Consider the following 23,367-nt stretch of genomic DNA (forward strand, 5'->3'; position numbering starts at 1 on the left):
ATCAGTGCTCCGTCAATTGTTGGCTGGGAAAGCTGATCAGCGAGATCACACGCTCAGCGATCAGCTTCTGCCCAGTGGTGGTGAAATGGATACCGTCATCGACCCGGGTCTTGACCTTCTTGCCGTCGCCGGTGGTGCGGTAATAGGAAAACTCGTCGTTCTGATAGCCGAGAATCTCGTTGGCCGAGACGAAATGCTGCTGATAGCGCTCGATCTGGCTCTTGTACAGGTCGCTCAGGTAAGCCATGGCCGTAGACAGCTTGGGCTTCTCCATGTTCGGCGGGCCGACCCAGATCACCTGCACATTGTGGGCCTGGGCGGTGTCGAGGATCGAATCGATGCGCTGGCGATAGGCTTCTTCCCAGTCCGGGGTCTTGAAGCGCAGGAACGGTTTGCCCTTGGCCACCGGCATGTCCCACGGGTCGTTGGGGCCGAGGAAGATCACCATCAGACGGATGTTCGGGTTGCTGGCCAGGGTGCTCTCAACGGTCTTGGGCCAGTTGAAGAAACTGGGATAGGCCAGCCCCGTGCTCTGTTTGCTGAGGTTCAGGCTCTTGACGTTGTAGCGCTTGCGCAGGGTGTTGGCCATGTGCGGCGCCACGCCCTGCATCAGCGAGTCACCGACAAAGAACACCTCGTCGCCAGTGGCCAGGCTGGCCATCAGCGGCGCCACACCTGCCTGCTGGACCTTGGGCCCATGGCTGAGCGCCGGGGCCACGGCCACCGGCTGCGGGGCGACCGGGGCCGGGCCCTGGGGAGCCGCATGAGCGGGGGCTGCATGGGCGGCGCTCAGCGGCGGATGCTCCGGCACCGGCGCGGCGGCGACCTTCGGCAACGGCTCCGGCTCGTCGTCTGCCGCCGCTTCGGCCTGGGCCACCAGCGTCAGGTCGGCCGTGGCGGCAAAGGTGCCGACAAAGGCCACCCGGGCATTTTCCAGCGCCTGGTTGAGCTGGGCGCCAAAGCGCCACTGCGGGTTCTGCGACAGCCCCGGGATCTCGCAGTCATCGTGGTACTTCTGCTGGCAGTAGAGGCGGATCGACTGCTGGTTGAACCACACCAGCAACAGGCTGGTCACCACCAGCGCATAGAACACCTTGGCTGCGCTGCCGAGGCTGACCGACAAGGGCGAACGGTTAGAAGCTGGCATAAATGAACCCCGGCACGCCCGACGGTGAGGCGAAGATGACCACGCAGATGAACAGCCCCAACGGCACTGGGTAGAACAGCCACGGCAAGCTTGTGGCGGCCGTGAACAGGCGCTGCAGCAGCGCCACGATCCGTGGGTAGAACGCAACGAACAGCAGGCAGCCCAACAGGCTCAGGGCACTGCCGGCCAAGCCGCTGAAGGACAGGCCGCCCAGGCCGCTGAGCATGTCCATGGCATCGGACAAGGTCGCACAGCGGAAGAAGATCCAGGCCAGTGCCACGTAGTGGAAGGTCAGCAGACGGGCCGCCAGGTCCGAACCGATCCAGCTCGGCCCCCGGGCCAGCAGCGGGCTGCAGAACTTGTACAGCGCCAGGCCCACGCCATGCAGTGCGCCCCAGATGATGAAGTTGGCGCTGGCGCCGTGCCACAAGCCGGAAATCAGCATGGCCAGCAGCATGTTCAGGTTGCCGCGCCACACCGGGCCCCGGTTGCCCCCCAGCGGGATGTACACGTAATCACGGATAAAGGTCGACAGGCTGATGTGCCAGCGACCCCAGAACTCCTTGAGATTGCGCGCCGCATAGGGGTAGTTGAAGTTCAGCGGCAGACGGAAGCCCAGCAACAGGGCGATGCCGGTCACCAGATCGGTGTAGCCGCTGAAGTTGAAGTAGATCAGGAACGAATAGCCGTAGACCGCCCGCAGGATCTGCTCGGCCGAGAAGGCCACCGGGCTGTCGAACACCGGGTCGACCCACTCGTTGGCCAGCCACGAACTGAGGAAGAACAGCTTGACCACCGCCACCGCGATCAGGCCCAGGGCCCGTTGCGGCTCCAGCACCTGGCGCAGTTGCGGCGGATTGATCTGTTCCAGCATCGGGATCGCCCGGTTCACGGGGCCGGCAATCAGGCTGGGGAAAAACGCCAGGTACAGCGCCAGGTCGAAGGGCGAGCCCGGGGTCAGCTCACGGCGATTGATCGATACCAGGTAGCTGACCGAGTGGAAGGCATAGAACGACAGCCCCACCGGCAGCAGCACCTCCAGCAGCGGCAGCGACACCTCCACGCCAAACTGGGCGAAGGCGTTCTGCACCGTGCTGGTGAAGAAGTCCTGGTACTTGAACAGGTAGAAAGCCCCCAGCACCAGCAACAGCATCAGGCCATTGACCCAGCCCCTGCCGGGGTAACGCTGGCTCAACAGGCCGAGCAGGTACACCAGGGCCGTGTAGCCCAGCAGGATATAGAGGAAGTTCAGGCTGAAGCTGGCGAGGATCGCGTAGCTGGCGGCCAGCAGCAGGCCGTTCTGCAGACGCAGGCTGAAGCCCAGGCTCCAATAGACGATGAAGAACAGGATGAAGCAGAGGCCGAATTCGATCGAGAGATAGCTCACAACGTAGTCCATTACGTGCAATCGGGGACAAACCCGGCACAAGGGAGAGCAGGCGGGGGGACAGGAAACGGGCGCGATTATGGCAGAGGGGGTTTGGCAGTCACAAGTTGAAACATTCGCCGTCCATGGCGCTAACGGCCTGTCATAGGAGCTGGCTTGCCAGCGAAAGCGCCCACAAGGGCGATGCCAGATCCAAGGACCTCTTCGCCGGCAAGCCGGCTCCTGCGGATGAAAGCGGCTTGGCGGATCGGTTTACCGTAGGAGCTGGCTTGCCAGCGAAAGCGTCCGCAAGGGCGACGCCAGACCCAAAGGCCTGTTCGCCGCCAAGCCGGCTCCTGCAACGGTGGGGAGGCCGGGGTTACTGGATGTCTTCGGGCTTGACGATCACCCAGTTCTTGTCGGCGGTCACCGGCAGGCCTTCCTTGGCCTGGGCCGCGGCATGCTTGGCCATCATGCCGTTGAGCTGGGTCATGTACTTGTCCTTGCGGTTGATCCACAGGTGGATGCCGCCCTTGGCCACGTCCACGCCATGAAACAGCATGTAGCCGTCGCTGGTCGGGGTGTCGCCGCCCACCAGCACCGGTTTCTTCCACTCGTCGATGTAGGTCAGGATCGCCGCGTGCTTGCCCGCCATCCAGGTGGCCGGGGTCCACAGGTACGGCGTCAGTTCCAGGCCGAGGTTGGCCTGCTCGTCATACTTGCCGTCGGTGATCTGCTTGCGCGCGGTGGTCAGGGCGCCGGTCTTGCGGTCCTTGAGCAGGGTGGTCACGCCAATCACGTTCTGCGGCTTGACGTTGTAGCCGTACTTGGGATCGGCGGCGACCATGCGCACCAGTTCTTCGGAGGCGGCGGTCATCACATAGACCTCGATGCCGTTCTCCATCAGCTTGTTGTACAGCTCGGCCTGGCCGGTGAAGACCTTGGGCGGGTTGACCTCGATGGTCTTGACCACGTCACCGTCGTAATAAGTGCTGGGCACCGGCTTGCCGGAGGCCATCAGCTCATCGACGTAGCCCTTGAGCTCCTTGAGGGTGAAGCCGGAGAACACCTGCGCCACCCAGGGGTAGCAGACCATGTCGTCGATTTCACACAGGCGGTAGTAGTAGCTGAAAAGGCTTTCCTTGTGCTCGGCGGTGTCCTTGAACGGGATCAGCTTGAGCGACGGGTCGAGCGTGTCGCGGGTGATCAGCCCCTTGTTTTCCATGAAGGGCAGCAGGGACTCCTCCAGGTCGTAGCGGTAGCTGGTGTTGTCCATGTCGAACACCGCGAAGTTGCCCTTGTGGGCGTTGGCCGCGATCATCGCGTCCAGCTGCTTGGCCTGTTCGGCGGGCCAATGCTTCAACTCGGTGGCCAGGGCCTGGCCGGCGAGGCCCAGGCAGAGTGCGACTGCGAGCAATTTCGGAGCAAGTTTCATCGACGGTTTTCTCCCTGAGTGAAAGCCTTCGACGCTAACAAATCCCTGTGACAGTTCTCGTCTCCACGCGACCGCTTGCGTCCCGAGAGCGCCAACCACATGCGCCTGAGCGTCAGCGGCTTATTCCAAAAACGACAGTTGCCATGCGATATCGTTATTAATTCATTAGATTTCAAGCTGTTAGGCTTGCCGGTTCGCAATCGCCCCGAGCCGCGATTGGCACACGTCTTATCGGAGTCCCAATGAATCTGCCGCTGATCCTCAACCTGCTGGTGTTCCTGGCCCTGCTGCTGGGCCTGGTACAAACCCGCCACACCACCTGGAGCCTGGCCAAGAAGGTCCTGCTGGCCCTGGTGCTGGGCGTGGTCTTCGGCATTGCCCTGCACAGCCTGTACGGTGCCGGCCACCCGGTGCTCAAGGCCTCCATCAGCTGGTTCGACCTGGTGGGCAATGGCTACGTGCAGTTGCTGCAGATGATCGTGATTCCCCTGGTATTCGCCTCGATCCTCAGCGCCGTGGCCCGCCTGCACAACGCCTCGTCCCTGGGCAAGATCAGCTTCCTGACCATCGGCACCCTGCTGTTCACCACCGCCATCGCCGCGCTGGTGGGCATCGGCCTGACCAACCTGTTCGGCCTGAGCGCCGAAGGGCTGGTGGCCGGCACCCAGGAAATGGCTCGCCTGCAAGTGATCCAGAGCGATTACGCGGGCAAGGTCGCCGACCTCAACGTGCCGCAGCTGCTGCTGTCGTTCATCCCGCAGAACCCTTTCGCCGACCTGGCCCGGGCCAAGCCGACCTCGATCATCAGCGTGGTGATCTTCGCCGCCTTCCTCGGTGTGGCCGCGCTGCAGCTGTTCAAGGATGACGCCGACAAAGGGCAGAAAGTGCTCAACGCCATCGACACCCTGCAAGCCTGGGTGATGCGCCTGGTGCGCCTGGTGATGAAGCTGACCCCGTATGGCGTGCTGGCGCTGATGACCAAGGTGGTGGCCGGCTCGAACCTGCAGGACATCATCAAGCTCGGCAGTTTCGTGGTGGTGTCCTACCTCGGCCTGGGCCTGATGTTCGTGGTCCACGGCCTGCTGGTGGCCCTGGCCGGGATCAACCCGCTGCGCTTCTTCCGCAAGGTCTGGCCGGTACTGACCTTCGCCTTCACCAGCCGCTCCAGCGCCGCCAGCATTCCCCTGAGCATCGAAGCCCAGACCCGGCGCCTGGGCATTCCCCAGTCCATCGCCAGCTTTGCCGCCTCGTTCGGCGCCACCATCGGCCAGAACGGCTGCGCCGGCCTGTACCCGGCCATGCTGGCGGTGATGGTTGCCCCGACCGTGGGCATCAACCCGCTGGACCCGCTGTGGATCGCCACCCTGGTGGCCATCGTGACCTTGAGTTCCGCCGGCGTGGCGGGCGTGGGCGGCGGCGCGACCTTCGCCGCGCTGATCGTGCTGCCGGCCATGGGCTTGCCGGTGTCACTGGTAGCGCTGCTGATTTCCGTGGAACCGCTGATCGACATGGGCCGCACGGCGCTGAACGTCAGCGGCTCGATGACCGCCGGCGCCATCACCAGCCAGGTGATGCAGCAGACCGACAAGGCGCTGCTGGACGCCGATGAGCATTCGGAGCTGCACCACGTGTAAAAGCAGCTGCAAGCTACAAGCTACAAGCCGCAAGAAAGAGCCAGTCGGCTTTTACTTGTAGCTTGTAGCTGGCGGCTTGAAGCTGTCACCTTCTCTCCCACACCTCGAAGCTGTACGCCGGCTTGTCCCCTTCCGGCGGATTCGGCACCTCTGACACCCGCTTCCACTGCTGCTCGTCGAATTCCGGAAACCAGGCGTCGCCTTCCGGGTTCAGGGCCACACGCGTCAAATACAGGCGATCCGCCTGCTCCAGGCCCTGGCTGTAAAGCTGCGCGCCGCCGATCAGCATCAGCTCGCTGGCGCCCTGCTCCAGGGCCCATTCCTCGGCCCGTGCCACGGCGGCCTCCAAAGATGGGTAGACCTCGGCACCTTCGAGCACCAGGCCGGTCTGACGACTGACCACGATGTTCAAGCGCCCGGGCAAGGGCCGGCCGAGGGAATCCCAGGTCTTGCGCCCCATGATGATCGGCTTGCCCAGGGTGGTGGCCTTGAAGAATTTGAAATCCCCCGGCAAATGCCAGGGCATGCTGTTGTCGACGCCGATCACGCGGTTTTGTGCGAGGGCCGCGATCAGGCTGAGAGGGAGAGATTTTTTCATGCCGGCGAGGATACCAGAGGCCCCAAGCCTGGCAACTTCACCCGACCACCGCTGCAGCAGTTATGCTCAGCGCACTTTGTAAGCGATGGAATGACGCGTGACTGCACTGACTCCCCTGCAACGACTGTGGCTGACCGAAACCGTGCGCCTGCGCGAGGAACACGCCGGCCCGCTGGAGGATCAGGAAGCCAATCGCCTGGCCCGCAACCAGGGCGGCGACCTGGCCACCCGCATCCAGAACCGCGCCCTGTGGCTGGCCCAGCGCGACGGCCTGCACAGTGCCCTGCTGCACTGGCTGCAGGGCGCGCGCCTGGCGCTGCTGGCGCTCTCGGTCCTGGCGGTCATCAGCGGCGCCGGTCTGGCCTTCAGCGCCCTGGGCAGCACCCAGCAACCGGTCAATGTGTTCTGGGCCCTGGGCAGTCTGCTGGGCCTGAACCTGATCCTGCTGCTGAGCTGGCTGGCCGGCCTGCTGTTTGCCGGTGAACACGGGGCCGGCCTGGGCCGCCTGTGGCTGTGGCTCAGCGAAAAATTCTCCCGCGATGCCAAGGCCGCGCAGCTGCCGCCGGCACTGCTGCTGTTGCTGCAGCGGCGCAAGCTCAACCGCTGGGCCCTGGGCAGCCTGATCAACGGCCTGTGGTGCCTGGCCCTGTTCAGCGCCGTGGTCATGCTGCTGGTGCTGCTGACCACCCACCGCTACAGCTTCGTCTGGGAAAGCACCCTGCTGGGCAGCGATGCCTTCGTGGCCATTACCAACGCCCTCAGCGCCCTGCCCCGGGGCCTGGGCTTCGGCGCACCGAGCGTGGCGACCATCCAGGCCAGCACCCGGGACGTCTACAACACCGAGCTGATCCGCCAGTCCTGGGCCATCTGGCTGGTGGTGCTGGTGGTGATCTACGGCGTGCTGCCGCGCCTGCTGCTGATGCTGTTCTGCCGCTGGCGCTGGAAACACGGGCAGGCGCGCCTGCAACTGGACCTCAACCTGCCGGGCTACGCCTCACTGCGCGAACGCCTGATGCCCAGCAGCGAACGCCTGGGAGTCAATGACGCGGCCCCCGAGCAGTTGCACCGGGTCGAAGGCGGCGTCAGCGCCGAGGACAGCAGCGGCGCCTTGCTGGTGGCCATCGAGCTGGACGACCAGCGCCCCTGGCCGCCGCAGCTGCCGGACAAGGTCAAGGACGCCGGCATCCTCGACAGCCGCGAGTCACGCAACCGCCTGCTGGAGCAGATGAGCCGCTTCCCCCCGGCGCGCCTGTTGATCGCCTGCGATCCACGGCGCTCGCCGGACCGCGGCAGCCTCGGGCTGATCGCCGAACTGGCGCGCAACGCCAGCGCGACCCGGGTCTGGCTGCTGCAAGCCCCACCCGGCCAGGCCCTGGATGCCGACCGCCTGGGCGACTGGCACAGCGCCCTGCAACAGCTGGAGCTGCCCTGCGCCGATTGCGCGCCACTCGACTGGCTGGAGAACGGTCATGACTGATGCTCGCCAAAAGCCGCTGAAACTCGCGGTGGTCGGCCACACCAACGTCGGCAAGACCTCGCTGCTGCGCACCCTGACCCGGGACGTGGGCTTTGGCGAAGTCTCCCACCGCCCCAGCACCACCCGGCACGTGGAAGGCGCCCGCCTCTCGGTGGATGGCCAACCCCTGCTGGAGCTCTACGACACCCCCGGCCTGGAAGACGCCATCGCCCTGCTGGATTACCTGGAGCGCCTGGAGCGCCCCGGCGAACGCCTGGACGGCCCGGCCCGACTGGCGCGCTTTCTCGAGGGCAGCGAGGCTCGGCAACGTTTCGAGCAGGAGGCCAAGGTCCTGCGCCAACTGCTGGCCTCGGACGCCGGCCTGTATGTGATCGACGCCCGGGAGCCGGTGCTGGCCAAGTACCGGGATGAACTGGAAGTCCTGGCCGGTTGCGGCAAGCCGCTGCTGCCGGTGCTGAATTTCGTCAGCAGCGCCGAGCAGCGCGAAGGCGACTGGCGCAAAGCCCTGGCCCGCCTCGGGCTGCACGCCCTGGTGCGCTTCGACAGCGTGGCGCCGCCGGAAGATGGCGAGCGGCGCCTGTATGAAAGCCTGGCCCTGCTGCTGGAACATGCGCGCCCGGCCCTGCAACGGCTGATCGACGACCAGGAGGCCCAGCGCCTGGCGCGCCAGCACAGCGCCGCGCGGCTGATTGCCGAGTTGCTGGTGGACTGCGCCGCCTGCCGCCGCAGCGTGGCCAGCGATGCTGAGCGGGAGCAACAGGCCATCGGCGAACTGCGCCAGGCCATCCGCCAGCGCGAGCAGCGCTGTGTCGAAGCCCTGCTCAAGCTCTATGCCTTCCGCCCCGAAGACGCTGCCGCCAGCGACCTGCCGCTGCTGGACGGACGCTGGGGCGACGACCTGTTCAACCCGGAAACCCTCAAGCAACTGGGGGTGCGCGTCGGCGGCGGCATTGCCGCGGGCGCGGCGGCCGGTGCCGGGGTCGACCTGCTGGTGGGCGGCCTGACCCTGGGCGCCGCGGCCCTGGCTGGGGCGATTGCCGGTGGCGCGCTGCAGACCGCCCGCAGTTATGGCAGCCGCTTGCTGGGCAAGCTCAAGGGCCAGCGCGAGCTGACCCTGGACGACAGTGTGCTGCGCCTGCTGGCCCTGCGCCAACGGCAGTTGGTGCAGGCGCTGAACCGGCGCGGGCATGCGGCGCTGGACAGCATCCGCCTGGCCACCCCGGAGGATAAGAGCTGGCGCGAGGGCAAGTTGCCGGAAGCCTTGAACAAGGCCCGGGCGCATCCGCAGTGGTCATCGCTCAACCCGCACAAACGCCTGAGCCAGGCCGAGCGCCAGGAGCAGATCGAGGCCCTGGCCCAACATATCCTGTAGCCGCTGCCGAGCCCGCGAGGCTGCGCCAAGGGCCGCAGGACCTTCGACACTCCCCAAAGGCGGCGCCTCCTGCGGAGTCGTTCGCAGCCTGCGGCAGCGGCTACAAAAAGCACTCTGCTCAAAGCAGCGCCATGGCCTTGTCCTTGAGCACCTGCAGGTCCATCACCGGCACCCACAGCTCCTTGGCCTGCTCGTCCCAGTGGCGCAGGCGCAGACTCAATGCGTACAAGGGGTCGAGCTCGAAGGCCGCCGCTTCTGCCGCGCTCATCGCCCCGCCCTGGTATTCCAGGGTGCGGCGGCTGGCCTCGCTCAGCCGCTGGTCATACTCGGGTTCCTTGAAGGTCAGGTAGCGCTTGGCCTGGACGTGGTATTCCACCAGCCGCGCCAAACGCTCGCTGAAGCCCGCCCGGCGCAGGTAATCGGCCCCCAGGCGCTCATGGCTGACCACGCCGAAACCACCCATGTTCTCGGCATCCTGCTGGCAGATATGCCCGATATCGTGGAAGAACGCCGCCAGCACCACTTCGTCGTCATGCCCTTCGGCCAGGGCCAGTTGCGCGGCCTGGGACATGTGCTCGATCTGCGACACCGGCTCGCCAATGTAGTCGCAGTCGCCAAAGCGTTCGTACAGGCCGAAAACCTCGTCGATGATCCGTTGCTGTCGATTCATCACGCGTGCTCCAGCAGCCGGGCGATATTGCCCTCGGCCATGGCCGGACCGACGCTCATGCCCACGCCGGTGTGCATCAGCGCCACATGCACCCCGGGCGCGGCTTCCAGGAAGGAGAACGGCCCGGGTCCGCGAGCGCCATACACGCCCTGCCAGCGCTCCACCACCTGGACCTTGCAGCCCAGGGTCTGCTCGGCCAGCTCGATCAGCCAGTTATCCACCTGTTCGGCGTTGAACGGCGATGGATCGCTGCCGTAGTCGTGGGAATCGCCGATGATCAACTCGCCGTAGGGGGTCGGGCTGATCAACAGGTGAATGCCGTGCTCATGCAGGTGTGGCGCCTCGCGCAGGATCTGCGCCTGCACGGCAGCGGCTTCCGGCAGATCGGCAAAGGCGCCGTAGTGCACACAGCTCAGCCCGGTGAGCAAGGCATGTTGCAGGTTGAGGTTGACCTGGGGCCGGGCGCGGAGCATCTGCAGGCGGCAGACCTGCGGCTGCAGGGTGGCGATCGGCTCGGCCAGCAGGGTCTGATAGTCGTGGCCCGAGCACAGCACGATCTGCGGCGCATGAAAGCTGCCGGCGGTGCTCTGCAGCCGGCCCGGCTGGATGTCCCGGACCAGGGTCGAGAAGTGGAACTGCACCCCCAGGTCGCGGCGCAGGTAGTCGATCAGCAGCGGTAGCGCCTCGCGGGAATACACTTGCTGGTCGTCCAGGCCGTGCAAGGCCGCCCGATGATGGCGGAACTGGCCGCCATACAGGTCATTCAGGGCCGCGCCCCGGAGCAGTTCGACGCGGTAGCCGTGCTCCCGCGCGCGCCCGGCGCAGAAGGCTTCCAGCAACTGCTCCTCGGCTTCGCTGCGGGCGAACAGGTAGGAACCGTTGCGCTTGAGTGACAGGCCCGCCAGCTGCTGCCAGTCGGCCCAGATTTCGCGGCTGGCTCGGGCCAGCTCCAGCATGATGCCCGGCGGCTGGCCGGTGACCAGGGCCTGGCCGAAGTTGCGCACCGAGGCGCCCAGGGGCGTGGCGCTGCGCTCGAATACCTGGACCCGCAAACCGCGCTTGGCGGCAGCGTAGGCGTGGGACAGGCCGAGGATGCCGGCGCCGACGATCAGCAGATCGCTGTGATGGGTCATGTTCATGTCTCGTTGTTTGTGGCGAGGGAGCTTGCTCCCGCGGGAGTGCGCAGCACTCCCAGGCAGATGCACCGCACGGTCGGGATTCAGGGCCGCTGCGCCGCCCAGCGGGAGCAAGCTCCCTCGCCACAGCAGCCCCTGGCGTTACTGCTTGGCAACCTTTTCCGACTTGCCGTCATAGCGCTTGCGCCATTCGGCGAGGATCTGGTCGCGGTTCTTCGAGGCCCAGGCGAAGTCGTTCTTGATCAGGCGCTGCTCGTAGTCCGCCGGCAGTTCGGTCTGCGGCTTGGCGATGCCCGGCTGGGCCAGCACGGCGAAGTTTTCCTTGTACAGCTCCATGGCCGCGGGGCTGGCGGAGAAGTCGGCGAGCTTCTTCGCCGCCTCTTCATGAGGGGTGCCCTTGATCACCGCCGTGGCTTCGATTTCCCAGCCCAGGCCTTCCTTGGGCAGGACGATGTCCAGCGGCGCGCCCTGGCGCTTGAGCTGCACGGCCGGGTATTCGAAGGAGATGCCGATGGGGAATTCACCGGCAGCGGCCAGCTTGCACGGCTTGGAGCCGGAATGGACGTACTGGCCGATGTTCTGGTGCAGCTCATCCATGTACTGCCAGCCCTGTTTCTCGCCGAAGGTCTGCAACCAGGCGCTGACATCCAGGAAACCGGTGCCCGAGGACGCCGGGTTGGGCATGACGATCTTGCCCTTGTACTCGGGCTTGGTCAGGTCCTGCCAGCTCACCGGCTTGCTCAGGCCCTGCTTCTCGGCCTCCACGGTGTTGAAACAAATGGTCGCGGCCCAGACGTCCATGCCGACCCAGGCCGGCGGGTTGGCGGCGTCGCGGTAGTTCGGGCCGATCTGGCCCAGGTCCTTGGGCGCATAGCTTTGCAGCATGCCCTGCTGGTCGAGGATCGCCAGGCTGGACGCCGCCAGGCCCCAGACCGCGTCCGCTTGCGGCCGGGCTTTTTCCGCCAGCAGCTTGGCGGTGATGATCCCGGTGGAATCACGCACCCATTTGATCTCCACCTCCGGGTTGGCCTTTTCGAAGGCCTGCTTGTAGGTCTTCAGTTGCTCGGCTTCAAGGGCGGTGTAGACCGTCAGCTCGGTTTTCCCGGCAAACGCATTCAGGCTGACAGCAGAGAGGACGGCAGCGGCAAGAGCCAGGGGCTTGAACATGGTGCGGTTCCTTGGTGAGTGCGGATCAGAGGGTGGGTGAACGAGGCATCATTGACCCGGCGCGGTCTGCCGCCAGGCCTGGGAGCGGCGCAGCAAGCCGCGCGAAGCCCAGGCCAAGAGCAGCGAGACGCCGGCCGAGGTGAACAGGATCAGGGTCGACATGGCCGCGGCGCCGCCGACGTTGCCGGCGTCGTCCATGTTCAGCACGGCCACGGCGGCGAGGATGGTGTCCGGGCTGTAGAGGAAGATCGCCGCCGACACCGTGGTCATCGCCGAGACAAACAGGTAGCGCACGATGTCCAGCAGCGCCGGCAGGCAGATCGGCACAGTGACCCGCAGGTAATGCCGGTACAGCGGCGCCTTGAGCGACAGCGCGGCGGCCTCGAACTCGGCATCCAGCTGGCGCAGGGCGGTGGTGGCGGTCATCTGCGCGGTGGTCAGGTAGTGGGCGATGGTGCACACCACCAGCAGGGTCAGGCTGCCGTAGAACACATGCAGCGGGTTGCCGTTGAGGTTGAAGAAAAACACGTAGCCCAGGCCCAGCACCAGGCCGGGCACCGCCATCGGCACGAAGCTGAGCAGGCGCAGCGCCAGGTTCAGGCCGCGCTGGCCGCGGGTTTTCTCCATCAGGTAGGCACCGGTGAAGATCAGCACACTGCCGATCAGCGCCGTGCACAGGGCCATGCTCAAGCTGTTGCGGTAGGCCAGCCAACCACCGCCGGCGGTGTCGTCGAACTGGTAGTGGTTCAGCGACAGCGACAGGTTGTAGGGCCAGAACTTCACCAGGGACGAATACACCGCCATGCCGAACACCAGCAGCAGCGCGGCGCAGATCAGCAGCACGATCGCCAGGTAGCAGGCGTCCCGCAGCCGCGATGGCGCAGGCCGGAACACCTGGGCGCGACCGCTCATGGAATCGCCCTGGCGACGGCGCAGCCAGGCGTCGACGCCGAAGCTCAACAGCGCCGGCAACAGCAGGACCATGCCGATCAAGGCGCCGCGACCGAACTGCTGCTGCCCCACCACCGCCTTGTAGGCTTCCAGGGCCAGCACCTGATAGTCGCCGCCCACCACCACCGGCACGCCGAAGTCGGTGATGGTCAGGGTGAACACCAGGCAGAAGGCGGCGAACACCGCCTGCCGGGTCGCCGGCCAGGTGATGCTGCGAAAGGCCCTGGCGGGACTGGCGCCCATGCTCGATGCGGCGTCGAACAGCCGCGCGTCCGCCAGGGACAGGGCCGAGAGCAGGATCATCAGGGCATGGGGAAAGGTGTAGATCACCTCACCGAGGACGATGCCCCAGAAGCCGTAGATGTTCTCGGCGAACAGGCCGCGGAGCAGGCCCTGGTTGCCGAACAGATAGACCAGGGCAATGCCCGGCAGCATCGACGGCGCCATCAGCGGCAACAGCGACAGGCCACGCCACAGGCCCTTGCCGGGAATCAGCGTGCGTTGCAGGGCGTAGGCGAACAGGTAGGCCAGGGGCACCACGATGGCGGCGACACTGAGGGAGACTTTCAGGCTGTTGCCCAGCAACCAGTGGAAGTTGGCGCTGCTCACCAGCTCACGGGCCGCCAGCCAGCCACCGCCCTGCCCGGCCTCGGAGCTGAAGCCGCGCCAGAAGATCGCCAGCAGCGGCAACAGCACCGATACACCCAGCAGGACCAGGAGCAGAACCTTGCCGCCGACGACAAAGATACGGTCGCCGATCTGGGCACGAGAAGCCTGGCGCGCCCACTTGGCAGGTAGCGGCAGGGACATGGGCAGGCTCATCTCAGGCAAACACCTGGAGGCTGCGCGGCGGCAAGGCGACCCAGATGTCCCGCGCGCCCAGGCGCGGCATGGCTTCCGGGGCCAGTTCCGCCAGCAGTGCATGCCCCGGCAGCTGATCGAGTTCAAAACTCATGCGGCAGCGGTTGCCGAGGAAGGTGATCTCGCGGACCTTGGCCGGGAACAGGTTTTCCTCATGCACCGGCGGGTTCACGCTGATCGCTTCCGGGCGGCAGAACAGCCGGCCCGAAGCGGCCTTGGCCGAGTCGTCGGCCAAGCGCACATTCATTCCGCCGACCTGGGCATGGCTGTCGCTGTTGCGGCTGAAGGGCAGCCAGTTGCCCTGGCCAACGAACTCGGCGACGAAGGGCGTGGCCGGACGATCGTAGATTTCCTGGGGCGTGGCGTACTGCTCGACTCTGCCGTTGTTCATCACGGCAATGCGGTCGGCCATCAGCATGGCCTCATCCTGATTGTGGGTGACCATCAGGGTGGTGATGCCCAGGCGCCGTTGCAGCTGGCGCAGCTCGGTGCACAGGTGCTCGCGGACCCGGGCGTCCAGGGCCGACATCGGTTCGTCGAGCAACAGCAACGACGGTGCCGGTGCCAGGGCGCGGGCCAGGGCCACGCGCTGCTGCTGGCCGCCGGACAGCTGGCCGGGGTACTTCTTCTCGCTGCCGCTCAGGCCCACCAGTTCCAGCATTTGCGCCACGCGCTTGCGCACTTCCTCACGGCCGCTACCGGCCAGGCCGTAGGCGATGTTGGCTTCTACCGTGAGATTGGGAAACAGCGCGTAGGACTGGAACAGGATGCCGTAGTCCCGGGCTTGCGGCGCCAGCAGCGAAACGTCCCGATCCCCCAGGTACAACTCGCCCTGGTCCTGGCGCTCCAGGCCGGCGATGCAACGCAGCAGCGTGGTCTTGCCACAGCCGGACGGGCCCAGCAGGCACACCAGCTCGCCAGCGGCGACGTCCAGGGACACGTTGTCCAATGCGGTGAAGGCGCCAAAGCGCTTCTGGACGCCTCGCACCTTCATCGGCGCGCCGGGGTTGCTCAGGGCAGTTGCAGTGGAGTGGTTCATGGATGGACCTCATCAAGCAGATGGGGCCAATCCTAGAGTTGTAATGCGTCGGTCATATGGCAGTAAGGCAAAAACGACCGATAGTGGTATTCGGGGATTTTGGTTCAACCTGCCAGTCATGTGCTGGCTGATCTGACGCCTTCGCGAGCAAGCTCGCTCCTACATCGAAGTGCACTCCCCCCCCTTTAGGAGCGAGCTTGCTCGCGAAGCCATCGGCATGGCCGATGCAGATCCTTCAGGCAGGAGCCATCTCCTGCGCCAATCCAAGAAACGCCGCGGGCAGGCGCGCGTTCTTGCGCTCCTTGAGGCAGTACAGGTATTCGACGATCTGCGGCGCATGCTCGATGGTCAGCACCCGCAACTGCGGGTCGTGGGGCACTTCCTGGCGGGCAATGATGCTGATGCCGATGTTGCGCAGCACCGCCTCGCGGATCGATTCGCGACTGCCGATTTCCAGCAGCGGGCCGCCGCTGACGTTGGCGTCCTTGAGCAGGGCTTCGGTGAGGCTGCGGGTGGTGGAACCCGGCTCGCGCATCAGCAGGGTATGCCCGGCCAGGGCATTGAGGGGCACGTGCTCCAGCGCCGCCAGTGGATGGTCGCGGTGCACCGCCAGCACCAGCGGGTCGCTGCCCAGCACCCGACGGATCAGGCGCGAATCCTCCAGCAACTGTGACGAGGCCGCCACGTCCACCCGGTAGTCCTCCAGGGCTTCGAGGACTTGCTGGGAATTGCCGATCTCCACCGACACGTCCACCTGGGGCAGGCGCTGGCGGAAGGTTTTCACCAGATCGAGGATGTAGTACGGCGCCGTGGCGGCAATCCGCAAGGTGCCCTGTACCTGGCCGCTGTTACGCAGGAAGAACTCGATGTCGGCTTCTTTCTGCAACAGCTCCTTGACCATCGGCAGCAGGCGCGCGCCCTCGTCGCTCAGGCTCAGGCGCCGACCGCCGCGGTAGAACAGCTCCACCGAGTACTGGCTTTCCAGGTTGCGGATCTGCGTGGTCACGGTCGGCTGACTGAGGCCAAGCTTCTTCGCCGCCAGGGTGATGCTGCCCAGGCGGGCGACCATGTAAAAGGCCTTCAGCTCCGCGCTCAGCATGGCGGCTTGTCGCAGCAGCACGCTTGCAGCGCCAGGCCACAAGCTGGAGCGGGTGGGTATGGGTTCATCACTCTGCTTCTCACCTCAGTTACTTGTTGCTTGCTGCTTGCCGCTTGCTGCTTGCCGCTTGCCGCTTGCCGCTAAGGTGCCCTATTTGCGCAGCAGGCGCAGACCGTTGAACACCACCAGCAGGCTGACGCCCATGTCGGCGAACACCGCCATCCACATGGTAGCGAGCCCGGCAAAGGTTACCCCAAGAAAGATCGCCTTGATGACCAGGGCCAGGGCGATATTTTGCTTGAGCACCCGCGAGGTCTGGCGCGACAGGCGGATGAATGCCGGGATCTTGCGCAGGTCATCGTCCATCAGGGCGACATCCGCGGTTTCAATCGCGGTGTCGGTGCCGGCCGCGGCCATGGCGAAGCCGATCTCGGCCCGGGCCAGGGCCGGGGCGTCGTTGATGCCGTCGCCGACCATGCCGACCCGGTGGCCCTGGGCATACAGGCCTTCGATGGCTTGCAGCTTGTCGCTGGGCAGCAGGTCGCCCCGGGCCTGGTCGATACCGACCTGGGCGGCGATGGCCTGGGCAGTGTGCGGGTTGTCGCCAGTGAGCATCAGGGTCTTGATCCCCAGCTCGTGCAACTGTCGGATGGCTTCGCGACTGGATTCCTTGACCGTGTCGGCCACCGCGAACAGCGCCAGCGGCCCGTTGCTGTCCAACAGCAGGACCACGGTCTTGCCCTGCTGCTCCAGGGCGAAGAGTTTTTCTTCCAGGGCCGGCGAGCACAGGCCCAGCTCTTCCACCAGGCGGTGGTTGCCCAGGTGATAGAGCTGGCCGTTGATTTCACCGCGGACTCCGCGCCCGGCCAGGGCTGCGAAGTTATCCACAGGGTGCATGGCCAGCTGTTTATCCACAGCCGCGCGGGCAATGGCCAGGGACACCGGGTGGTCGGAACGCCCCGCCAGGCTCGCGGCCAGGGCCGGAGCCGTGTCCTGGGCCAGTGGGTCCAGGGCCAGGAAATCGGTCTGCACCGGCTTGCCGTGGGTGATGGTGCCGGTCTTGTCCAGGGCCAGGTAGTCGAGCTTGTAGCCACCTTCCAGGTAGACCCCGCCCTTGACCAGGATGCCCTTGCGCGCCGCCGCTGCCAGGCCGCTGACGATGCTCACCGGAGTGGAGATCACCAGGGCACAGGGGCAGGCCACCACCAGCAGCACCAGGGCGCGGTAGATCCAGTCGAACCAGGCGCCGGCCATGAACAGCGGTGGAATCAGCGCCACGGCCAGGGCGAAGGCGAATACCGCCGGGGTGTAGACCTTCGAGAAGGTATCGACGAAGCGCTGGGTCGGGGCCCGCGCACCCTGGGCCTGTTCCACGGCATGGATGATCCGCGCCAGGGTCGAGTTGTTGGCGGCGGCGCTCACCCGGTATTCCAGGGAGCCGGCCTGGTTGATGGTGCCGGCGAACACCTTGTCGCCCACGGTCTTTTCCACCGGCAGGCTTTCCCCGGTGATCGGCGCCTGATCGATGGTGGAACTGCCGGACACCACCTCGCCGTCCAGACCGACGCGCTCGCCGGGACGGACCCTTATCAATGCCCCCAGTTCGACGCTTTTCGCCTCCACTTCGCGCCAACTGCCGTCGGCCTGCTGCACCGTGACCTGTTCCGGGGTCATCTGCATCAGGCCGCTGATGGCGTTGCGCGCCCGATCCAGGGAGCGGGCCTCGATCAACTCGGCCACGGTGAACAGGAACATCACCATCGCCGCTTCCGGCCACTGGCCGATCAGCACCGCGCCGGTCACCGCGATGCTCATCAGCGCATTGATGTTGAGGTTGCGGTTCTTCAGGGCGATCCAGCCCTTCTTGTAGGTGCCCAGGCCGCCGCTGAGGATCGACACCAGGGCCACCAACGCCACCACCCAATCGGGGGCGGCCTGGGTGAAATGAATGACTTCGGCGGCCAGCGCACCGATCCCGGACAGCGCCAGCGGCCACCAGGCTTTCTTCACCGGCGCGGCGGCAGGCGCGGCTGCGGCGCCCTCCTGCTGCAGGGGCTCGGCGTGCATGCCCAGGGATTTGACCGCCTCGATGATCGGCGCGGTGCTCGGCAGGTCGTGGGTCACCCCCAGCACACGGTTCATCAGGTTGAATTCCAGGGCCTGGACCCCGGCCAGCTTGCCCAGCTTGTTCTGGATCAGGGTCTGCTCGGTGGGGCAGTCCATGGCTTCGATGCGAAAGCTGCTCAAGCGTGCGCCGGCGGTCGGGGTTTCGCTCAGGGTGACCCTGGACGGCGAAGGGACGGCGGCACCGCAGCAGGAAGCGCCATGGGCGGCGTGGTCGTGGGCCTTGACCGGCTGCAGCTTGCCCGTCGGGGCGTGGGCATGGCTGTGATCGTGATCGTGATCGTGATCGTGTTCAGCATGGGTGTGCTGGGCGTCGGGCTTGCGCGGGTTGTGAATGGAGTCGCTCATCAGGGGTCGCGTCCGAATAGAGGTGCTTGTTGCCAAGTGAACACCCTGTAGCCACTATAGGGTCAAGCACCCATTCGGAGACGATGGCAATGAAGATTGGCGAACTGGCGAAACTCACCGACTGTCAGGTCGAGACCATCCGTTACTACGAGCGCGAAGGACTGCTGCCGGAACCGGCCCGCAGCGAAGGCAACTACCGCCTCTACACCCAGGCCCACACCGAGCGCCTGACCTTTATCCGCAATTGCCGCAGCCTGGACATGACCCTCGAGGAAATCCGCAGCCTGCTCAACCTGCGCGACAGTCCCCAGGACCAGTGCGCCAGCGTCAACGCCCTGATCGACGAGCATATCCATCACGTCAAGGCGCGCATCGACGGTTTGCTGGCCCTGCAGGAACAACTGCTGGACCTGCGCCAGCGCTGCAGCGAAGGCCCGGACCTGGAGCACTGTGGCATCCTCCAGCGCCTGGAAGTCAGCGGCTCGGTGACCCCCAATGAAGCCGAACCCTCACATGTCGGCCGCAGCCACGGCCACTGAACCCCGGGCGCGGCCTCAGGCGCCGCGCCACAGGCTGCCGATCAACCGCAGATAAACCCCTTCGAGCATCGTCAGCAGCCGCTGGTCAAGCTGCCGCCAGGCCAGGGCCTGGCGCACCAGCCAGGCGCTGAACAGCCCCACCAGGCACCCGCCGAGAATATCGAAGGGGAAATGCACCCCGAGGTAGACCCGGGCCCAGCCCACCAGCAGCGCCAGGCCCAGCATCACCAGCCCGGTCTTGCGCAGGGGCGCGAGGATCAGCGCGAACGCCATGGCGAACATGCCGCTGGCATGATCGCTGGGGAAGGACGCGCCGGGCGCGTGGGCAAGGAAGTTCTGCCCCAGGCCGATCATGAACGGCCGTGGATGGAACCACAGTTCACGGATCAGCACATTGCTGGCCAGGGCCAGCACGATGCCGAGGGTCGCAAGCAGCACGATCATGCGCTGGCGGCGTTCACCGAAAACCCAGAGCACCGCCAGCAGCAACGGCACGCTGAGCACCAGCCATTGCGCGAGGAAAACCGCCAGTGTACGCATCGGCATTGACGCCCCGGCACTGGCGTTGATGGCCAGGAACAGGCTTTGATTGAGTTCTTCCATTCGCGGCTCACGTTGAAGTTCACAAGGGCGACGCCCTGTGTCTGGCGGGGTCACTCTTCAGAGCGTAGCTGGCCGCCAGGCACAGTCAGGCCCGGAACGATTCCGGACACAGGACGATAAAGACAACAGGTTCAATCGACAGGGGCCACGCGGTGTCAGCCGCGCGGCCCCTGGCACAGCAGACGGAGGCTTATACGGCCATCGGCGCGGTCATCGGCGCGTGATGCTCGTAGCCTTCCAGGGAGAAGTCGCTCGGTTCGATCAGCTCCAGCCACTCCGGCTGGTAGACGCCGGTCTTGGCGAACTCCGGCACGCGCTCGGAAATCACCAGCTTGGGCATCGGGAACGGCTCGCGCTTGAGCTGTTCGTTGAGCATGTCCAGGTGGTTTTCGTAGACGTGGGCATCACCGATGAAATAGGTGAACCAGCGTGGCGTGTAGCCGGTCAGGCGGCCGATCAGGCTCAGCAGCGCCGCGCCCTCGGTGAGGTTGAACGGCGTCCCCAGCCCCAGGTCGTTGGAGCGGATGTAGAGGGTCAGGGAGATTTCCCGGGTCTCGACATTGGGGTGGAACTGATACAGCAGGTGGCACGGCGGCAGGGCCATTTCATCCAGCTGGGCGCAGTTCCAGCCGTGGAACAGGATCCGCCGGCTGCCCGGGTCATTGATGATGGTGTCGACGCACTGGCGCACCTGGTCGATGGCCTTGTACAGCACCACGTAGCCCTGGCCGTCTTCCTCGCCGGCGGCGATCTGCCGGTAGCCCTGGCTCAGCGCCAGGTCGATGGCCGCCTGGTTGCTGGTCTTGATCTGCTTGTAGGCCGGCCATTTGCGCCATTGCACGCCGTAGATCTCGCCCAGGTCGTCGTCGCCCTGGCGAAACGGGTTGGCCAGCCACTGGGCGTTTTCGTTGGCGTTCTGGTCCCAGACCTTGCAGCCCAGGGCGCGGAACTCGGCGGCGTTGTTCACCCCACGCAGGAAGCCGACCATTTCGCCGATTGCCGACTTGAAGGCCATCTTGCGGGTGGTGATGGCCGGGAAACCTTCCTTGAGGTCGTAGCGCAGCATCGCCCCGGGAAAACTGATGGTGTTCACACCGGTGCGGTTGGCCTGCTTGGTGCCGTTGTTGATGACGTGGGCCACCAGATCAAGATATTGCTTCATGAATTACCTGCATCCTTGAACCCGGGGCACGCCCCGGGGTTCGAATTTATTGCGCCGCGCTCTGGGCCGGAGCGCGATGATAAGCCAGCCAGATCAGCCCCAGGCCGCCGAGAATCATCGGCACGCACAGAACCTGACCCATGGTCAGCCAGTTCCACGCCAGGTAGCCCAGCTGCGCGTCCGGCACCCGGACGAACTCGACGATGAAACGGAAGATCCCGTAGAACAGCGCGAACATACCGGAAACCGCCATGGTCGGCCGCGGTTTGCGCGAGAACAGCCAGAGAATCAGGAACAGCGCCACGCCCTCCAGGGCGAACTGATACAGCTGCGACGGGTGACGCGGCAACTGCGCCGGATCGCTGAACGGCGGGAAGATCATCGCCCAGGGCACATCGGTGGGTTTGCCCCACAACTCGGCGTTGATGAAGTTGCCGATCCGCCCGGCACCCAGGCCGATCGGCACCATCGGCGCGACGAAGTCCATCAGCTCGAAGAAGCTCTTGTTGTTGCGCTTGCCGAACCACCAGGCCGCCAGCATCACCCCGATGAAACCGCCATGGAACGACATGCCGCCCTTCCACACTTCGAAGATCAGGGTCGGGTTGGCCAGGTAGGCGCTCAGGTCGTAGAACAGCACGTAACCCAGACGGCCGCCGACGATCACCCCCATGGACATCCAGAACACCATGTCCGAGAGCTTCTCCTTGCTCCAGGTCGGATCGAAACGGTTCAGCCGGCGCGAGGCCAGCAGCCAGGCACCGCCGATGCCGATCAGGTACATCAGGCCGTACCAGTGGATTTTCAGCGGGCCGATGGCCAGGGCCACCGGATCAATCTGCGGGTAAGGCAGCATTGCGACTCCTCGTCAGGGTTAGAACTCAAAGATTCCCGGGCAAACTGCCAGACCGGGATTAAGCCAGGATTGCGTCGTCACTCAGAACAGGAAGCTGATGCCCACGCAAAACAGTAGCGCGGCGAACATCCGCTTCAACAGGCGCGGCGACAATCTATGGGCCAGGCGCGCGCCGATACGGGCGAACACCATGCTGGTCAGGGCAATGCCCAACAGCGCCGGCAAATACACGAAGCCGAGACTATGAGCCGGAAGCAGCGGATCATGCCAGCCCAGAATCATGAAACTTAAGGCACTGGCCAGGGCGATGGGCAGGCCACAGGCCGAAGAGGTGGCCACCGCCTGTTGCATCGGCACGCTGCGCCAGGTGAGAAACGGCACGGTCAGCGAGCCACCACCGATGCCAAAGATCGCCGAGGCCCAACCGATCACCCCACCGGCCGCGGCCAGGCCCAATTTACCGGGCACCTGGCGACTGGCCTTGGGCTTGAGTTCCAGGGTCATCTGCAGGGCCACCAGCAGGGCAAAGACGCCAATGATCTTCTGCAGATGCGGGCCGGAAATGGCTTCCGCCGTCAGCGCACCGAAGCCGGCCCCCAGCAGGATGCCTGCGGCCATCCAGGCAAAGATCGGCCAACGCACCGCGCCGCGCCGATGGTGCTCACGAACCGCGTTGACCGAGGTGAAGATGATGCTGGCCAGGGAGGTGCCGACCGCCAGATGGGTCAGTACCGAGGCATCGAAGCCTTGCAGGGTAAAACTGAACACCAGCACCGGGACGATGATGATCCCGCCGCCCACGCCGAACAGCCCGGCCAGCACGCCCGCACAGGCGCCCAACAGCAGATAGAGCAGAAATTCCATGGGAGCATCCGAAAATGAGAGCGGCATGGTAACGGATGCGCCGCCCCGGACTCCACTGGATGGCGATGGATACCCCGGGGTTGTGTGCGTAGAGTGAGCAAAAACACCCAGGGGGCCACCTCAATGTGCTTGATCGTTTTCGCCTGGCGGCCGGGCCACGCCCAGCCACTGATCGTCGCGGCCAACCGTGACGAGTTCTACGCTCGCCCCAGCCTGCCCCTGGGGCAATGGCCCGAGTCGCCGCAGATCCACGCCGGACGTGACCTGGAGGCAGGCGGCACCTGGCTTGGGGTTGGTGCCGACGGGCGATTTGCCGCCCTGACCAACATCCGCAACCCGCACCAACCGCCCGCGCGGCGCTCCCGGGGCGAACTGGTGGCGCGCTTTCTCGCCGGAGGCATGCCCCTGGAAGATTACTTGCGCGATGTAGTCGGCCGTTCGGTGGAGTACGCCGGTTTCAACCTGCTGCTGGGCACCGGCGATCAGTTGTGGCACTACAACGCCCAGGACCTGGAGCCCCAATTGCTCCAGCCCGGCGTCTACGGCCTGTCCAATGCCGGGCTCAACACGCCCTGGCCAAAACTGCTCAAGGCCAGAGCGGCGCTGCAAGAAGTGATGGATGACCCCAAGCCCCAGGCGCTGCTGGCGCTCTTGAGCGATCCGCAGACTGCACCCTTCGCCGAGTTGCCGGACACCGGAGTGGGGCTGGCCACGGAAAGCCTGCTGTCCAGCGTATTCATCGCCAGCCCCAGCTACGGCACACGGGCCAGCACCGCGCTGATCGTCAACGCCGACGGCTCGCGGCATCTGGTCGAACGCAGCTTTGGCCCTTATGGCGGGCATCTGGGGGAGGTTGAGCTGAAGCTCTGAAGCGTTCGCCGGCAAGAAGGCTCCTGCAGGAACCGACTTGCCGGCGAAG

Annotated in this window: 20 protein-coding genes; 5 read left to right on the forward strand and 15 right to left on the reverse strand. The window is 65.5% G+C overall.

The window, feature by feature from the left end:
- Position 1: 1 nt before the first annotated feature.
- The 3 genes from PST29_RS28690 to PST29_RS28700 form a co-directional block, all read right to left on the reverse strand.
- On the reverse strand, positions 2 to 1,147 hold the full coding sequence (locus tag PST29_RS28690) for an SGNH/GDSL hydrolase family protein (RefSeq protein WP_060844891.1): 1,146 nt from the start codon (positions 1,145 to 1,147) through the stop codon (positions 2 to 4).
- The gene (locus PST29_RS28695; protein ID WP_231978987.1) at positions 1,134 to 2,534 is read right to left on the reverse strand and encodes an MBOAT family O-acyltransferase; all 1,401 of its coding nucleotides are present in this window, start codon (positions 2,532 to 2,534) and stop codon (positions 1,134 to 1,136) included. The genes PST29_RS28690 and PST29_RS28695 overlap by 14 nt, the downstream gene beginning before the upstream one ends.
- A gap of 358 nt (positions 2,535 to 2,892) precedes the next feature.
- Positions 2,893 to 3,948 (reverse strand): hypothetical protein, encoded by a 1,056-nt coding sequence (locus PST29_RS28700; RefSeq protein WP_047306514.1) that lies wholly within the window; start codon positions 3,946 to 3,948, stop codon positions 2,893 to 2,895.
- A 242-nt stretch (positions 3,949 to 4,190) separates the two neighbouring features.
- Between PST29_RS28700 and PST29_RS28705 the strand changes: the two genes are divergently transcribed.
- Positions 4,191 to 5,582, forward strand: a complete 1,392-nt coding sequence (locus PST29_RS28705; protein WP_060844892.1) for an L-cystine transporter — start codon at positions 4,191 to 4,193, stop codon at positions 5,580 to 5,582.
- A gap of 85 nt (positions 5,583 to 5,667) precedes the next feature.
- Here PST29_RS28705 and PST29_RS28710 read toward each other — a convergent pair whose 3' ends face one another.
- The gene (locus tag PST29_RS28710; protein WP_060841573.1) at positions 5,668 to 6,180 is read right to left on the reverse strand and encodes a dihydrofolate reductase; all 513 of its coding nucleotides are present in this window, start codon (positions 6,178 to 6,180) and stop codon (positions 5,668 to 5,670) included.
- A gap of 97 nt (positions 6,181 to 6,277) precedes the next feature.
- Here PST29_RS28710 and PST29_RS28715 point away from each other — a divergent pair, with 97 nt between their 5' ends.
- Together PST29_RS28715 and PST29_RS28720 are read left to right on the forward strand one after the other, a co-directional pair.
- Positions 6,278 to 7,657, forward strand: coding sequence for a DUF2868 domain-containing protein (locus PST29_RS28715; RefSeq protein WP_060844893.1), 1,380 nt, complete (start codon positions 6,278 to 6,280; stop codon positions 7,655 to 7,657).
- On the forward strand, positions 7,650 to 9,029 hold the full coding sequence (locus tag PST29_RS28720) for a GTPase/DUF3482 domain-containing protein (RefSeq protein ID WP_060844894.1): 1,380 nt from the start codon (positions 7,650 to 7,652) through the stop codon (positions 9,027 to 9,029). The genes PST29_RS28715 and PST29_RS28720 overlap by 8 nt, the downstream gene beginning before the upstream one ends.
- Before the next feature lie 118 nt (positions 9,030 to 9,147).
- Here the strand turns inward: PST29_RS28720 and PST29_RS28725 are convergent, their stop codons facing one another.
- The 7 genes from PST29_RS28725 to PST29_RS28755 all read right to left on the reverse strand — a co-directional run bounded on the left by PST29_RS28725 (position 9,148) and on the right by PST29_RS28755 (position 18,424).
- Positions 9,148 to 9,699, reverse strand: coding sequence for a phosphonate degradation HD-domain oxygenase (locus PST29_RS28725; RefSeq protein ID WP_060841576.1), 552 nt, complete (start codon positions 9,697 to 9,699; stop codon positions 9,148 to 9,150).
- A complete protein-coding gene (locus PST29_RS28730; protein WP_060844895.1) occupies positions 9,699 to 10,832 on the reverse strand; it encodes a TIGR03364 family FAD-dependent oxidoreductase in 1,134 nt (377 codons plus the stop codon). Before PST29_RS28730 ends, PST29_RS28725 begins: the two co-directional genes overlap by 1 nt.
- 144 nt (positions 10,833 to 10,976) lie before the next feature.
- Positions 10,977 to 12,002 carry a putative 2-aminoethylphosphonate ABC transporter substrate-binding protein gene (locus PST29_RS28735; RefSeq protein ID WP_060841578.1) on the reverse strand — a complete coding sequence of 342 codons (1,026 nt, stop codon included), beginning with the start codon at positions 12,000 to 12,002 and terminating at the stop codon, positions 10,977 to 10,979.
- Between the two features lie 48 nt (positions 12,003 to 12,050).
- Positions 12,051 to 13,775: a putative 2-aminoethylphosphonate ABC transporter permease subunit gene (locus PST29_RS28740; protein WP_060844896.1), complete on the reverse strand. Its 1,725-nt coding sequence runs from the start codon at positions 13,773 to 13,775 to the stop codon at positions 12,051 to 12,053.
- 1 nt (position 13,776) lies between these two features.
- Positions 13,777 to 14,853, reverse strand: a complete 1,077-nt coding sequence (locus PST29_RS28745) for a putative 2-aminoethylphosphonate ABC transporter ATP-binding protein (protein ID WP_060841580.1) — start codon at positions 14,851 to 14,853, stop codon at positions 13,777 to 13,779.
- Between the two features lie 235 nt (positions 14,854 to 15,088).
- Complete coding sequence (locus tag PST29_RS28750; RefSeq protein WP_060842029.1) at positions 15,089 to 15,952, reverse strand: LysR family transcriptional regulator; 864 nt, start codon at positions 15,950 to 15,952, stop codon at positions 15,089 to 15,091.
- Between the two features lie 150 nt (positions 15,953 to 16,102).
- On the reverse strand, positions 16,103 to 18,424 hold the full coding sequence (locus PST29_RS28755; protein WP_060844897.1) for a heavy metal translocating P-type ATPase: 2,322 nt from the start codon (positions 18,422 to 18,424) through the stop codon (positions 16,103 to 16,105).
- Positions 18,425 to 18,513: 89 nt separating this feature from the next.
- Here PST29_RS28755 and cadR point away from each other — a divergent pair, with 89 nt between their 5' ends.
- A complete protein-coding gene (cadR, locus tag PST29_RS28760) occupies positions 18,514 to 18,963 on the forward strand; it encodes a Cd(II)/Pb(II)-responsive transcriptional regulator (RefSeq protein ID WP_060844898.1) in 450 nt (149 codons plus the stop codon).
- 15 nt (positions 18,964 to 18,978) lie between these two features.
- Here cadR and PST29_RS28765 read toward each other — a convergent pair whose 3' ends face one another.
- The 4 genes from PST29_RS28765 to PST29_RS28780 all read right to left on the reverse strand — a co-directional run bounded on the left by PST29_RS28765 (position 18,979) and on the right by PST29_RS28780 (position 22,448).
- Positions 18,979 to 19,566, reverse strand: coding sequence for an undecaprenyl-diphosphatase (locus PST29_RS28765; protein WP_060841583.1), 588 nt, complete (start codon positions 19,564 to 19,566; stop codon positions 18,979 to 18,981).
- A gap of 190 nt (positions 19,567 to 19,756) precedes the next feature.
- Positions 19,757 to 20,728: a thymidylate synthase gene (locus PST29_RS28770; RefSeq protein WP_015637397.1), complete on the reverse strand. Its 972-nt coding sequence runs from the start codon at positions 20,726 to 20,728 to the stop codon at positions 19,757 to 19,759.
- Between the two features lie 46 nt (positions 20,729 to 20,774).
- Complete coding sequence (lgt, locus tag PST29_RS28775; protein ID WP_016967543.1) at positions 20,775 to 21,584, reverse strand: prolipoprotein diacylglyceryl transferase; 810 nt, start codon at positions 21,582 to 21,584, stop codon at positions 20,775 to 20,777.
- Between the two features lie 81 nt (positions 21,585 to 21,665).
- On the reverse strand, positions 21,666 to 22,448 hold the full coding sequence (locus PST29_RS28780; RefSeq protein WP_060841584.1) for a sulfite exporter TauE/SafE family protein: 783 nt from the start codon (positions 22,446 to 22,448) through the stop codon (positions 21,666 to 21,668).
- A 123-nt stretch (positions 22,449 to 22,571) separates the two neighbouring features.
- Here PST29_RS28780 and PST29_RS28785 point away from each other — a divergent pair, with 123 nt between their 5' ends.
- A complete protein-coding gene (locus PST29_RS28785; protein ID WP_060841585.1) occupies positions 22,572 to 23,318 on the forward strand; it encodes an NRDE family protein in 747 nt (248 codons plus the stop codon).
- Positions 23,319 to 23,367: the final 49 nt, after the last annotated feature.

It is taken from the genome of Pseudomonas sp. St29, assembly GCF_001547915.1.
Classification (GTDB): domain Bacteria; phylum Pseudomonadota; class Gammaproteobacteria; order Pseudomonadales; family Pseudomonadaceae; genus Aquipseudomonas.